Source organism: Roseateles sp. NT4 (assembly GCF_051857475.1).
GTDB lineage: Bacteria > Pseudomonadota > Gammaproteobacteria > Burkholderiales > Burkholderiaceae_C > Pelomonas.
Map to the genome: position 1 here is coordinate 306337 of NZ_JBPZGZ010000003.1, position 13907 is coordinate 320243.

At 67.9% G+C, this 13907-nt stretch carries 10 protein-coding genes; 7 read left to right on the forward strand and 3 right to left on the reverse strand.

What is annotated here, in order from left to right; translation table 11 throughout:
* Positions 1–14: 14 nt before the first annotated feature.
* Positions 15–3092 carry an ExeM/NucH family extracellular endonuclease gene (locus ACS5PN_RS20295; RefSeq protein WP_439465829.1) on the reverse strand — a complete coding sequence of 1026 codons (3078 nt, stop codon included), beginning with the start codon at positions 3090–3092 and terminating at the stop codon, positions 15–17.
* 105 nt (positions 3093–3197) lie between these two features.
* Between ACS5PN_RS20295 and ACS5PN_RS20300 the strand changes: the two genes are divergently transcribed.
* The 6 genes from ACS5PN_RS20300 (at position 3198) to ACS5PN_RS20325 (ending at position 9647) form a co-directional block, all read left to right on the forward strand.
* Positions 3198–4604 carry a sodium:solute symporter gene (locus ACS5PN_RS20300; protein ID WP_439465830.1) on the forward strand — a complete coding sequence of 469 codons (1407 nt, stop codon included), beginning with the start codon at positions 3198–3200 and terminating at the stop codon, positions 4602–4604.
* Entirely contained in the window at positions 4601–5080 is a 480-nt protein-coding gene (locus ACS5PN_RS20305; RefSeq protein ID WP_439465831.1) for a GrpB family protein, read from the forward strand. The genes ACS5PN_RS20300 and ACS5PN_RS20305 overlap by 4 nt, the downstream gene beginning before the upstream one ends.
* Before the next feature lie 62 nt (positions 5081–5142).
* Positions 5143–5475: a hypothetical protein gene (locus ACS5PN_RS20310; RefSeq protein WP_439465832.1), complete on the forward strand. Its 333-nt coding sequence runs from the start codon at positions 5143–5145 to the stop codon at positions 5473–5475.
* Positions 5472–6065, forward strand: coding sequence for a GNAT family N-acetyltransferase (locus tag ACS5PN_RS20315; RefSeq protein ID WP_439465833.1), 594 nt, complete (start codon positions 5472–5474; stop codon positions 6063–6065). Before ACS5PN_RS20310 ends, ACS5PN_RS20315 begins: the two co-directional genes overlap by 4 nt.
* A gap of 41 nt (positions 6066–6106) precedes the next feature.
* A complete protein-coding gene (locus tag ACS5PN_RS20320) occupies positions 6107–7885 on the forward strand; it encodes an ABC transporter ATP-binding protein (protein ID WP_439465834.1) in 1779 nt (592 codons plus the stop codon).
* Positions 7872–9647 carry an ABC transporter ATP-binding protein gene (locus ACS5PN_RS20325; RefSeq protein ID WP_439465835.1) on the forward strand — a complete coding sequence of 592 codons (1776 nt, stop codon included), beginning with the start codon at positions 7872–7874 and terminating at the stop codon, positions 9645–9647. The genes ACS5PN_RS20320 and ACS5PN_RS20325 overlap by 14 nt, the downstream gene beginning before the upstream one ends.
* Here the strand turns inward: ACS5PN_RS20325 and ACS5PN_RS20330 are convergent.
* Both ACS5PN_RS20330 and ACS5PN_RS20335 read right to left on the reverse strand, forming a co-directional pair.
* Positions 9644–10864 (reverse strand): patatin-like phospholipase family protein, encoded by a 1221-nt coding sequence (locus ACS5PN_RS20330; protein ID WP_439465836.1) that lies wholly within the window; start codon positions 10862–10864, stop codon positions 9644–9646. The two genes, ACS5PN_RS20325 and ACS5PN_RS20330, sit on opposite strands and share 4 nt — an antisense overlap.
* A 124-nt stretch (positions 10865–10988) precedes the next feature.
* Entirely contained in the window at positions 10989–11717 is a 729-nt protein-coding gene (locus tag ACS5PN_RS20335) for a phasin family protein (protein WP_439465837.1), read from the reverse strand.
* A 187-nt stretch (positions 11718–11904) separates the two neighbouring features.
* Here ACS5PN_RS20335 and ACS5PN_RS20340 point away from each other — a divergent pair, with 187 nt between their 5' ends.
* Positions 11905–13899: an SDR family oxidoreductase gene (locus tag ACS5PN_RS20340; protein WP_439465838.1), complete on the forward strand. Its 1995-nt coding sequence runs from the start codon at positions 11905–11907 to the stop codon at positions 13897–13899.
* Positions 13900–13907 lie beyond the last annotated feature (8 nt).

Consider the following 13907-nt stretch of genomic DNA (forward strand, 5'->3'; position numbering starts at 1 on the left):
GTTGTTATGGCCTTTCAGAACTTGAACGAGGTGGCGTTGATGGCGCTGCAGAGGACGCTCTTGAGCTTGACCACCGGGCGCGAGGCGGCGGAGCCGGTCGGGCCGTCAGGGTCGTAGCCGATCAGGGCGCCGTCGGCCTGGTTGGTGCAGGTGACGTGGCCGCTGGCGAGCGGGTCGGCGCTGGTGATGCCCACGTTCTTCAGCATGTCGGTGAACACCAAGGTGTCCTGGCCGGGCTTGAAGTCGGTGATGGTGTCCAGGCCATCGGCGCCGGTGCGGTAGACGAACTGGTTCTTGCCACCCTTGCCGGTCATCGTGTCGCGGCCCAGGCCGCCTTCGATGATGTCATCACCGTCGGTGCCCACGAGAGTGTCATTGCCCGCACCGCCGGTGATGTTCTTGACCAGGTTCAGGCCCATGACCATGGGATCATGGTCAGACGAACGGTAGGCCGTGGGCGTGTAGTAGTCGGGGCTGCCGGTCGTGTTGGCGCCGAAGACCTTGAACTCGGTGTTGTAGTCCAGCACGATGGGCTCGTCGGCGTTGATGTGCCACGAGGTCGCATACACCACCTTGGACAGCAGACCGGCCGTGACGAGACCGTGGTCCAGGCGACCCGAGGTGCCGTCGAAGATGTAGCTCCAGTCGGTCGGGTCGAAGTGGGCCACCGCGTCGACGATGGCGCCGCTGTTGGTCAGCGTGTCGATCGGGTCTTCCTGGCCGTGGGAGTTGAAGTCACCCAGCAGCACCACGTCCTGCGCACCGGTCGTGCCCTGCACCTGGGTCAGGAAGCTCTTGAGCTGCACGGCCTGCTGCACGCGGGTCGCGTTCCAGCAGCCCTGCAGGCCGTCGTCGGCATCGGGGCTGTTGGCGCCCGGGCACGAGCCCTTGCTCTTCAGGTGGTTGACGATGACGGCGAACTTGGCGCCGTTGGGCGTCGTGAAGGCCTGGGCGAAGGGCGCGCGGTTGTTGATCGGGGCCGGGTCGGAGATGGACGCGCCGTTGAGCGTGAGCTTGCCCGGCTTGTAGATCATCGCGACGCGGATGGCATCGTCGCTCGAGCCCTGGGCGGGTTGCGGCACGACGGCATAGGTGCCGGCGCCGAGCTGGGCGTTGAGCAGGTCGACCAGGTGCTGCACCGTGGTGTCGCCGTTGTTCTGGATCTCCATCAGGCCGACGACGTCGGCGTTCAGGCCGGAGAGGTTGGCCACCGTCTTGGCGCGCTGGCGCTGGAATTCGGTGAAGTTGTCGGCGCCGCGGCAGTTGGACTTGGACACCGAGCCGCCCAGCGAGCAGCCCTGGCCGGTCTGGCCGAGGTAGTTGGTGCCGTCGGTGAAGGTGGTGAAGAAGTTCAGCACGTTGGCGCTGGCGATGCGCACATTGCCGCCGCTGACCTGGGGCGTGGCCGTGCGCGGGTTGGTGCGCGCGAAGCTCGGGTCGATCGTCGGCTGGATGCGGTACAGACCGAAGCCGCTGGTGCTGGACGTGGCCAGGCCGAAGTCGATGACGCCAGTGACCGAGTCGATGGTGTCGCCGGCGCGGACGGTGTTGTCCTGGCCAATGTAGGGCGTCGGGTTGACGTTCTGGCGGCTGGTGCCGTCGTCCAGCAGGATGGTGCGGCGCTGGTTGTCGGCCTGCAGGGCCAGCGCGTCAGGGCCGGGGCGCAGCACATTGGTGGGCGTGTTCAGGCGCGGGCCGGCGGCAATGGTCAGCTGGCCATATTGGCCCAGGAAGGCGTTCTGCTGCACGGTCAACGGGCCACGCAGCGTGACCAGCATGCCCTCGAAGGCCTCCAGGCCATTGGTCGGCAGCGTTGCGAGATCGACTTCCACCGGGGCGATGGCGTTGCCGCTGCTTTGCACCACGATGCTGGTCGGGCCGGTGAGTTGCGTCATCGGACGCGTGGACGTGCTGGGGTTGGCGGCGCTGCCGGGGTTGAACTCGGCCACGGTGGCGGACAGCTGGAGGGCCTGGCCAACGGACACCGTCGGCGCCACGCTGGTGAAGACGAAGATGCCGTCCGACGTCGCCGGGTTGCCGTCACCGAGCGGGTCCTGCAGGAAGAAGCCGTTGTTGGTCAGCTTGGTGACCACGCCGGTGGTGGTCACGGCCTGGCCGAGCAGGGGGCTCTGCGCACCATTGCCCTGGATGTTGTAGATGGCCGTGATGCCGGTGACGCTGACCTTGAACGTGCAGCTGGCCGTCTGCGCCTGATCGTTGTCCCACTTGAGGTTGAGCGTGTAGCTGCCGGCCGGCACGTTGCCCGCGATATTGATGGCCTGGGTGGCCGTGTCGCCAGCGGCGCCGGCGGGCACAAAGCTGCCCAGCGTGATGCCGGCAGGCCAGGGCGTCGGCGCCTCGACCTTGCTGGCCGCGTTGACGCGGCTGTCGGCGTCGGTGGCCGACACGTTGAAGCTGCCGGCCGTGCCGGAGGCGGTGGCGCCGTCCGGGCAGCTCGGCACGATGGGCTGGTTGATGGGGGCGCCACAGCTGACTGCCGCCGTGGCGCTGTTGCGCGGCGAGGGCGCGCCGGTCGTGAAGTCGGCGGCGTTGTTGTTGGTGTCGGTGCAGCCACCGGCAGCGCGCAGCGCGGCGGTCGATGCCGACAGCCCAGCAGCGGGGCTGCCCTCGACGGGCGTTGCAGCACCGAAGGAGAGGATGTCTTCGACGCCGGTCGGCGCGGCGACGGCGGGCAGCGTCGTGCCATTGGTCACCAGGGCGACCTTGCCGGCCGAGCCGCTGAGGTTGATGCTGCCGTCGAGGTCGGTCGTGGGCAGGGCCGCACCGTTGGCGCCGCCGGAGGCCTCGCCGATCAGGTAGTAGCGGCCCGGCTGCAGCACCGTGCCCGCCGGGATGAGGGTCTTGTTGGTCCAGCTGGTGCCGGTGGCCGACGCGTATTGCACCGACCAGCCGCCGATCGTCACCGGCGTCGAGCCGGCGTTGAACAGCTCGATGTAGTCGCGCGCCAGCACGGCGTTGGCGTTGCCGCCCGCCCCGTACACCTGGCTGATGACGACACCGCTGGTCGAGGCCAGCACGGCGGGGGCAGCAAACGCCGCCGCGAGAAGGGACACCAGGGTTTTCAGTTGCATGACGGGTTAGTAAAAATTGCCCAAAACGGGGCGCATGCTATTGATCCTTCGTGACGATTTGATCCACCGCATTCAAGGGGGGTGTCTCGGGCATCATCCCGGCCCATGTCGCCTGCACTGCTTTTGCTCGGGGTTCTCACCTATTTCGCTGGCCTTTTGGTGCTGGCGAGGTGCGTCTCGCACGGTTCCGGGGCTGAGGGTTTCTATGTGGGGGGCAGGGAAAGTCCCTGGCCGGTCGTTGCCTTCGGAATGATCGGGACGTCGCTGTCCGGCGTCACTTTCATCAGCGTGCCGGGTTCGGTGGCAGCGAATGGCTTCACGTATCTGCAGATCGCGCTGGGCCAGGTGGTGGGCTATGCCGTCATCGCCCTCGTGCTGCTGCCCGCCTATCACCGGCTCAAGCTCGCTTCCATCTACGGCTTGCTCGGCGAGCGTCTCGGGCCGGCGGCCCAGCGCCTGGGTTCGGCTTACTTCGTGCTGAGCCGCACGCTGGGCGCGACGGCGCGCCTCTACCTCGTCGTGCAGGTGCTGCACACGCTGGTCCTCGCACCCCTGGGCGTGCCCTTCGCCTTGGGCGCGGCGGTCGTGCTGGCCATGATCCTGCTCTACACCGTCGAGGGCGGCGTGAAGGCGCTGGTGTGGACCGACACGCTGCAGACGGCCGGCATGCTGACCGGCCTCGTTGTCTGCACGGCGCTGCTGTGGCGCGCCGATGCCTTCGGCCAGCTCGATGCCGTTGGCCTGTCGCGGATTTGGGTCGGCGACCCGCTGAGCCGCGACTTCTCGGCCAAGGCCTTGCTGGCCGGCATGTTCATCGCCATCGCGATGACGGGGCTGGACCAGGAAATGATGCAGAAAAGCCTGTCGGTGGCCAGGCTGCGTGATGCGCAGAAGAACATGCTCGTGCTGGCCGTGCTGATGCTGGTCGTCGTCGCAGCCTTTCTGCTGCTGGGTGGGCTGCTGACGCTGTACGCCCGCGAGCATGGCCTGGCCGTGAGCGGCGACGCGCTCTTCCCCACCGTCGTCATGCAGCACCTGCCGGCCTGGGTGCAGGTCGTCTTCGTGCTGGCCCTGGTGTCGGCCCTGCTGCCCAGTGCCGACGGTGCGTTGACGGCGTTGACGGCCAGCACCTGCCTGGACCTGCTGCGCATCCCGCGCGAGGACGTGCGCACGCGCCGGCACGTGCACCTGGGCTTTGCGGTGCTTTTCCTGCTCCTGGTGCTGGGCTTCAAGGCCCTGGACAGCGCCAGCATGATCTACCTGATCCTGAAGCTGGCGGGCTACACCTATGGGCCGCTGCTGGGGCTGTTCGCGTTTGCGATGTTCACGCCGCGGGCGGTGTCGGCCCGCGTGTTGATCGGTGTCTGCGTCGCCGCGCCGTTGTTGTGTGCGGTGCTTGATTTCGGTCAGCCCTGGGGTGGGTATCAGATCGGGTTGGAGTTGCTGCTGTTGAACGGGTTGCTGACCTGGGCGGGCCTCAGGCTGCTTCCGATGCGGCCGACGTCGCCATGAAACTGCTCGACCCGGATCAGTACCAGGCTGACGCCCATGCCGCCTTCGACGCGGTAGCACGGGAGCTTCATGCGCTGCTGCCGCAAGCCCGTGTCGAGCATGTCGGTGCCTCCTCCATCCCCGGCGCCATTTCCAAGGGCGATCTGGACATCTGCGTCGTGGTTTCCGCTGCCAGCCACGCCAGCGTGGTCGAGATGCTGGAGGCGGCGGGCTATGGCATCAAGCCCGATACTTTTCGCACGCCGGAGCTTTGCATGCTGGTCTCACCGAGGACCGACCTGGACTTGGCTTTGCAAGTCGTGGCGGCGGGCTCGCGGTTCGAGTTCTTCATGCGCTTTCGCGATGCGTTGCGCATCAGTCCCGAGCTGGTCGAGCAGTACAACCAGATCAAGCGCGAGTCGATGGCACTGGGCCACGATCGCTATCGCGACGAGAAAGCCCGCTTCATCAATGCGGTGCTGGATCAAGCCCGGTGAGTCCGTGCTCCGGCGACACTCCGTGCTGCCTGCCAATCGCTGACAAGGATGGAGAGAAGCGCATGAGTCCCGAGATGACCTTGAAGCCCTTGCGGCCCTGGAAGGAAGTCCTGCGCGACTGGGTCGCCGAGGTGTCGCTGAAGGTCGGCCGGCCCGAGGCCGAGTTGCTGGAGCGCGGCTTGAGCGCTTACGACTTCAGCCCGGAGCGCTTTGTCGAGGTGCGCTACCCCTTCGGTTGCACGCACAAGATCAACGCGGCCTTCGTCGTCGTCAGGCCGTTGGCCAGCCAGGCCGCCGTGTTCTCCGAGCACGCGGGTTATCTGGAGTTCGAGCTGGTCGAGGGCTGCGCGGTCGTGGAGATTCGCGAAGACATCTACTGGCAGAGCCAGGCATGACATCCGGGCCGCCCGCATCGCCCATCGCCGATCTCGTCGCCATCGAGCTGACGTCGGCGCATGTGCCGGCGCTGCAGCGCTTCTTTGCGGCCAACCCGGCCTACTTCCTCGCCGTGCAGGGAGAGCCCGCCCGGCCCGATGACGCGCGCGAAGAGATCGAGGAGGCGTTGCCGGAGGGCATTCCTCACACGAAGAAATGGGTCATCGGCTATGTCCGCGCCGACGGGGAGATCGCCGCGCTGGCCAACTTCGTCGCCGACATCTTTGCTCCGTCGGTCTGGAACGTCAGCACCTTCATCGTCGAGACCGCGCGCCACGGCTCGGGCGATGCGCGGCGCCTGTACGACAGCCTGGAAGCCTGGGCGCGCCAATCGGGCGCCCGCTGGCTGCGGCTGGGCGTGGTGATCGGCAACGCGCGCGCCGAGCGCTTCTGGGCCTCGCTGGGCTATGTCGAGACGCGGGTCCGCAGCGGCTATCAGATCGGCAATCAGGTCAACGAACTGCGCGTCATGTGCAAGCCGCTGGCCGGCGGCCCGCTGAGCGACTACCTGGCGCTGGTGCCGCGCGACCGGCCTGAGCTCGCGCCCTAGAACTTCGGCGCTCGCCGGCCCGGCGACACTCGCCTCTCCCGATGTCCGCTTCCTCCCCTCCTTCGTCCTCCAGCCTGTCCCGCATGCTCGCCGCCTTCGTGCGCGAGCACTGGCGCGCTTACGCGGCCGCTGGCGCCATGCTGAGCTGCATCGCGGCGATGACGGTGTGGATCCCGCGCCAGGTCGGCCATGTCGTCGATGCCCTCGTCGCCGGCCATCTGCAGGGCAGGGCGCTGTTGCAGCAACTCGGCCTGCTCGTCGTGGCCGGCCTCGCCATCTACCTGCTGCGCGTGGGCTGGCGGCTGACGCTGTTCAAGGCCGCTTTCCACCTCGGCGCCCGGCTGCGCACGCGGCTGTACGGGCGCCTGTCACTGCAAGGTCCGGCCTACTTCCAGTCCCAGCGCACCGGCGACCTGATGGCTCTGGCCACCAACGACATCGACACCGTCGAGCAGGCCGCCGGCGAAGCCATGCTGGCGGGCTTTGACGGCACCCAGACCCTGGTCCTGGTGCTGGCCATGATGACGCTGGGCATCGACTGGCGCCTGGGTCTCGCCGCGTTGTTGCCCTTTCCGGCGATGGCGCTGGCCTTCTGGTGGATCTCCAACCACCTGCATCAGGCGGCACAGGACTCGCTGACCCGCTTTGGCGACCTCAACCAGCAGGTGCAGGAAAGCCTGTCCGGCGTGCGCACCGTGCGTGCCCTGGGCTTGGTGTCGCGCAGCGAGCAGCAGTTCAGCGAGCTGGCCGAGCGCGCGGCCGAGGCGAGCTTTCGCTCCCAGCGCTGGGAGGCCGCCTACGAGCCGGCCGTCGGCATGACGCTGAGCGCCGCGACGGCGATTGCCCTGGCCATGGGCGGCTGGCTGGTGGCGCGCCTGGAAATCAGCATCGGCCAGCTGACGGCTTTCACGATGTACCTCGGCCAGCTGATCTGGCCGATGTTCGCGGCGGGCTGGGTGCTGGCCCTGCTGGAGCGCGGCCGCGCGGCCTGGAAGCGCCTGGCGCCGGTGCTGGAGGCACCGCTGACGCTGGCCGACCGCGGTAATGCCGCGTTGCCCCCTCGTGCGGAACTGCGCGCCGAGGGCCTGACCTTCAGCTTCCCGGGCGCCAAGCGGCCGGCGCTGGAAGGCGTGGACCTGACGCTGACGCCCGGCCGCACCCTGGGCATCGTCGGCGCCACCGGCGCAGGCAAGTCGACGCTGGTGCGCCTGCTGCTGCGCCAGGCCGAGCCCCAGGCCGGGCGCATGACGCTGGGCGGTGTTGCCCTGCCCGAGCTGCCGCTGGCCAGCCTGCGAGGGCATATCGCCTGGGTGCCGCAGGAGCCCTTCCTGTTCTCGGCCTCGGTGGCCGACAACATCGCGCTGGCACGCCCCGGCGCCAGCCGCGAGGAGGTCGAAGCGGCCGCACGGCTGGCGGCGGTGCACGAGGACATTGCCCGCCTGCCCGAGGGCTATGCGACCGAGGTCGGCGAGCGCGGCGTGACGCTGTCAGGCGGCCAGCGCCAGCGCGTCGCCATCGCGCGGGCGCTGCTGAGCGACGCGCCGCTGCTGGTGCTGGACGATGCGCTGTCGGCCGTCGACACCGGCACCGAGACGGCCATCCTCGACCATCTGCGCGAGTTGCGCGCCGCGCGGCCGGACCGTAGCGTCATCGTCATCGCCCACCGGTTGTCGGCCGTCATGCATGCCGACGAGGTCATCGTGCTGAAGCAGGGCCATGTCATCGAACGCGGCACTCACGAGCAACTGCTGGCGCTGAACGGCTGGTATGCCTCGCAATGGCGCTATCAACAGATCGAGGCCAGCCTTGAAGCCGCCTGAGAAGAAGCTGGAGAAGCCTTGGAAGAGCGTCGGCCTGCTGCTGGATGCGGCGCGGCCCGAGCGAAGCCATCTGATCCAAGGCGGCGTCTGGTTGGTTGTTGCAGCGGGTCTCGAAGTGCTCGCCCCCATCCTCGGCAAGCGCTATATCGACCACCACCTGCTGCCGCGCCAGTTCGACGTGATGGAGATGGCGACGCTGCTGGCGCTGATGATGTTGACGGGCTGGGCGGCGAGCTGGATCCGCTATGCCCAGCTATCGCGCATGGCCGGGGTGGCGCGGCGTTCGGTGCTGCGCCTGCGCGAGCGTGTCTACGCCCATGTGCTGGCCCTGCCCATGGCTTTCTTCGACAAGGCCATCACCGGCCAGCTCGTCAGCCGTGTCACCAACGACACCGAGGCGGTCAACCAGCTCTACCGCCAGGTGCTGTATGTGATGCTGGACTCGACCATCGTCGTGATCGGCTCCCTGGTGGCCATGGCCTTCCTGGATTGGCGGCTGATGCTCATCGTCGCGACCCTGGTGCCGGCCATGGTCCTCATCATCAAGGGCTACCAGAAGCTGTCGGCGCCGGCCGTCGCGCGCACGCGGCAACTGCGCAGCGACATCAATGCCCAGATGGCCGAGAGCATGGCCGGCATGGCGGTGCTGCAGGCCAGCGGTGCCGCGGGCCGCTTCGGTCAGCGCTTCGAGACGACGAATGCCGAGCATCGCCTCTCGCGCATCGCCGAGCTGCGTGCCAACGCCTGGCTGCTGCGCCCGGCCCTGGACCTGATGAACGTGTTGCTGCTCGTGACCGTCATCTACAGCTTCGGCCGGCGCGAGCTGTCGGGGCTGGAGGTCGGGCTGCTCTACGCCTTTCTCAGCTATATCGCCCGGGTGGTGGAGCCGCTGATCCAGATCACCATGCAGTTCGGCCAGCTGCAGCAGGCCATGGTGGCGGCGTCGCGCGTGCGTACGCTGCTGGAAGAGGACGAGCATCGCGGCCCGGTCCAGGATGGCCGCGACATCGCCCAGGGCAGCATCCGCATCGAGGGGCTGACGTTCGGCTACGACCCGGCGCGGCCGGTGCTGCATGGCGTGGACGTGGACATTCCGGCCGGCAGCTTTGTCGGCATCGTGGGCCACACCGGCAGCGGCAAGAGCACGCTGCTGTCCCTGCTGCTGCGCTTCTACACGGCTCAGCAGGGTCGCATCACGGTGGACGGCCAGGCGCTCGCTTCAGTGCCCGATGCGGCCTTTCGCGATGCCGTCGGCCTGGTGCCGCAGGAGCCCTATCTGATGTCGGCCAGCGTGCGCGACAACATCGCCATGGGCCGGCCAGGCATCAGCGAGGAAGACATTCAGGATGCAGCCCAGGCCGCCCGCGCGCATGACTTCATCACGGCGCTTCCCCAGGGCTATGACACCCGGCTCGGCGAGGGTGGGGCGCGCGTTTCGACGGGCCAGAAGCAGCTGCTGGCCATGGCGCGCGCCCTGGCCGGTGCGCCGCGCATCCTCTTCCTGGACGAGGCCACCAGCAATATCGACAGCGCCACCGAGCAGCTGGTCGGCCAGGCGCTGACGGCCCTGCATGGCCGCGTGACGGTGGTGGCGATTGCCCACCGCCTGTCCACCATCCGCGCAGCCGACCAGATCCTGGTGCTCAACCACGGCCATCTGCAGGAGCGCGGCCGGCACGAGGCGCTGATGGCCATCGAGGGCGGCCTGTACCGCCGTCTCGTCGAGTTGCAGACCCTGGAAGAGGTCGAGGACGAGGCCTAACGCACCCGGGCTTCCAGCACGGTCAGGGAGCCGCGCAATTCGCGCAGTGCCTGCTCGATGCGCGTCTCCTGCGGCGCGGGCAGCAAGCGGGCCTCACGGTTGGCCAGCACGTCCTCGCGCAGCGTCAGGCCGGCACGTTCGAACTGCGGCTTGAGCACAGTGGCGCGTTCGCGCAGCAGCTCGCGCGTGGCCTGGTAGGCGTGCTCGGCCAGATGGCGGCGCTGGCGGTAGCTGAAGGTGTTGGCCATGAAAAGCTCGGCGTCGCGCGGATCGGGCTCGAACAGCACGATGTCGGTCTGCGGATGCGTCAGCTCATAGCCCTTCAGGCCCAGCGCCAGGCGCGAGTGGATCAGGGAGCGGAAGGTTTGCGACAGCACCAGCGGCAGGCCGCCGTCCACCAGGCGGTGGATGCGCGGCTGCAGGGCCTTGATGGCCGGTCGGCCGAGCTTGCTGGCCAGCTTTTTCGCGCGGCGCGAGCGCGCGTCGCGGGGCGACATGCGGTTGCTCTCGTAGGGCACCAGGGGGTTCAGGCAGATCAGCAGGTCCAGGCCGCGGTCCAGCAGCACCGAGGCGTGCAGCGTCTTCTTCAGTGCGCCGTCGACGTAATGGCGCCCGTCGATCTCGACCGGCGGGAACAGGCCGGGCAGGGCGGCGCTGGCCTGCACGGCCTGGGAGATGGGCACATGGTCCCAGCCCTCGGTGCCGAAGGGGATGGCGTCGCCGCTGTCCAGGTCGGTGGCGACCAGCACCAGGCGGTGGCGCAGTTCGCGGAAGTCGTTGGTGCGGCCGGGCAGGGCGAAGACCTGGGTCAGGGCCTCGCCGAAGCGCTCGCTGCTCAGCAGGCCGGTGGGCAGCACGCGGCCCAGGCGCTCGATGGCGCCGAGCACGGAGCGGCCTTCCAGCAGCACCTCCCGGGCGGCGTCGGCCAGCAGGCCGGGCAGCAGGCGCAGGCGCTCGCCGAATTCGGCCCAGGCCGGCTGCAGCAGTTCGGCGGGGTCGAAGCGGTCGGGTGCCTCGGCGGTGTTTTCGATGAAGGCGGCGCAGAGCTGGCGCGGCGTCATGCCGTTGGCCAGGCCGGCGGCGATGAAGCCACCCGCGCTGACGCCGATATAGCCGTCGCAGGCGGTGAAGTCGAGGCCGCCGACGGCCTCCTCCAAAGCACAAAGGGCGCCAACTTCATAGATGGCGCCCAGTGGGCCTCCGCCCGCCAAGGCCAAACCGATGCGCGGCCGGCCCCCGAACCTGGCGCTTCGCGCCAGGCCCCCCGAGGGGGGTGAGGGACCTCGGGAGCGGCCCTTCGGTCCCTCAGGTTGGCTCATGGTCGGAGAGGGTTAGCGGTGCTTAGGCTTGAGCGGCTTGCTCGGCGGCCGGGGCGGCTGCGGGAGCGGCGGCCTTCTTGGCCGGCGCGCGCTTGGCCGGGGCGGCCTTCTTGGCGGCGGGAGCCTTGGGAGCAGCAGCCTTCTTGGCAGCCGGAGCAGCCTTCTTGGCGACGGTCTTGACGGCGGCCTTCACGGGCGCAGCGGCCTTGGCAACAGCCTTCTTGGCAGCAGGGGCCTTCTTGGCGACGGCCTTCTTCACGGCGGCAGCCTTCTTGACGACGGCCTTCTTGGCCGCCTTGGCGGGGGCAGCCTTCTTCAGGCCGGCCGACACGGCCAGGTCGTCGATGCGCTTGATCAGGCTCTGCACGTCACCGGCGGAGGGCACGTTCAGGGTCTTGAGCGCCTTAGCGACGCGCTGTTCGAAGATGCTTTCCAGCTTGTCCCAGTGCTGGCCGGCCTTGGCACCGACATCACCGGCCATGCCGCTGACCTTGGTGGCCACGGCGCTGAGCTTTTCCTCAGCGGCGGATTGGGTCTTCTTCTGCAATTTCAGTCCTTCCGAGACGAGGGCCTCGAAGACCTTGGAGCCTTCGCCCTGGGCCTTGGCGAAGGAGGCGAGACCGGCGGCCCAGATCTGCTGGGCGCTGTCCTTGACGTTCTTGGCCACATCGCCGTCGAGCAGGCCAGCCGGGAAGCCGGTGGCGGCCGAGGCCTTCTTCTTGTCAGCCATCTTCTGGAGCTTCTTGACCATGGTGGGGTGTCCTTGCGAGTTTGCGAATTGCCGACGGGCACTGTAGCGGCCACCTTCTGCTCCAGCACGGCCATTCCTAGTGAGTGCGCTCTACGATGGCCCCTGGGGAAAGTGCCCAGCGGGGCTCTGTAAACCCTGGTCAAGAATCAGTGCGATACCCGTCCAAATCCACAAGCAGGAGACCCACATGCAGTATTTCGTCACTGGCGCCACCGGCTTCATCGGCAAGCGGCTCGTCAAGAAGCTGCTGGCGCGTCGCGGCAGCACGGTCTACTTCCTGATGCGCGAAGAGAGCGCCGGCAAGCTGCCCGACCTGCTCGAGTACTGGGGCGCCAGCAAGACCCGCGCGATTCCCGTCTACGGCGACCTGACCGGCAAGAAGCTCGGCGTCGCCAGCGACGTCATCAAGAGCCTCAAGGGCCAGATCGACCACCTCTACCACCTCGCCGCCGTCTACGACCTGGAGGCCGACGTGGAGTCGCAGGTCGCCGTCAACATCGAGGGCACCCGCAGCATGGTGGAGTTCGCCCAGGCCATCGACGCCGGGCATGTGCACCATGTGAGCTCCATCGCGGCGGCGGGCCTGTATGAAGGCGTGTTCCGCGAGGACATGTTCGACGAGGCCGAGAACCTCGATCACCCCTATTTCATGACCAAGCACGAGAGCGAGAAGCTCGTGCGCAAGGAGTGCAAGCGCCCCTGGACGGTGTACCGCCCCGCCATGGTCGTCGGCGACTCCAAGACCGGCGAGATGGACAAGATCGACGGTCCCTACTACGTGTTCAAGCTAATCCAGCGCATGCGCCAGATCCTGCCGCCGTGGATGCCCAGCATCGGCCTGGAAGGCGGCCGCATGAACATCGTGCCGGTGGACTTCGTCGTCGATGCGCTGGACCACATCTCGCACAAGGTCAGCAAGGGCCACGGCTGCTACCACCTCGTCGACCCCAAGGGCTACCGCGTCGGCGACGTGCTGGACATCTTCAGCAAGGCCGCCCACGCGCCCAAGATGAACCTCTTCATCAACGCCGCGTTGATGGGCTTCATCCCCAAGAGCGTCAAGAAGGGCCTGATGGCGCTGGCGCCGGTGCGCCGCATCCGCAATGCGGTCATGAAGGACCTCGGTCTGCCCGAGGACATGTTCACCTTCATCAACTACCCGACCCGCTTCGACTGCCGCGACACCGAGGCGGCACTGAAGGGTTCGGGCATCGCCTGCCCCGACCTGAACGACTACGCCTGGCGGCTGTGGGACTACTGGGAGCGTCATCTCGACCCGGCCCTGTTCATCGACCGCTCGCTGAAGGGCGCGACCGGCGGTAAGGTCGTGCTCGTCACCGGGGGCTCCTCGGGCATCGGCTTGGCCGCGGCCATCAAGTTCGCGGAGGCCGGTGCCATCACGCTGATCTGCGCGCGCGACCAGGCCAAGCTGGATGAGGCCGTCAAGGAGATCAAGGAGAAGGCCGGCAAGCAGGCCCAGATCCATGCCTTCGCCTGCGACATCGCCGACGAGGCCGGTTGCGCCGACCTGATCGAGTGGTGCACCACCAACTTCGGTGGCGTCGACTTCCTCATCAACAACGCCGGCCGCTCCATCCGCCGCGCCATCGAGTCCAGCTACGACCGCTTCCACGATTTCCAGCGGACCATGGACCTGAACTACTTCGGCTGCCTGCGCGTCACCATGGGCCTGCTGCCCGGCATGCAGGCCAAGCGCAAGGGCCACATCGTCAACATCAGCTCCATCGGCGTGCTGACCAACGCGCCGCGCTTCAGCGCCTATGTGGCTTCCAAGGCCGCGCTGGATGCCTGGACGCGCTGCGCGTCGAGCGAGTTCGCCGACACCGGCATCACGTTCACGACCATCAACATGCCGCTGGTGCGCACGCCCATGATCGCGCCCACCAAGATCTACAACAACGTGCCGACGCTGTCGCCCGAAGAGGCTGGCGACATGATCGCCGAGGCCTGCATCAACAAGCCGGTGCGCATCGCCACCCGCCTGGGCATCTCGGGCGAGATGCTGCATGCCGCGGCGCCGCGCATCGCGCAGATCGTCATGAACACGACCTTCCGCATGTTCCCGGACAGCGACGCGGCCAAGGGTGACAAGAGCAAGGGCGGCGGACTGTCGCCGGAAGCCATCGCGCTGCAGCAGATGATGCGAGGCATCCACTTCTAAGTTGGCAG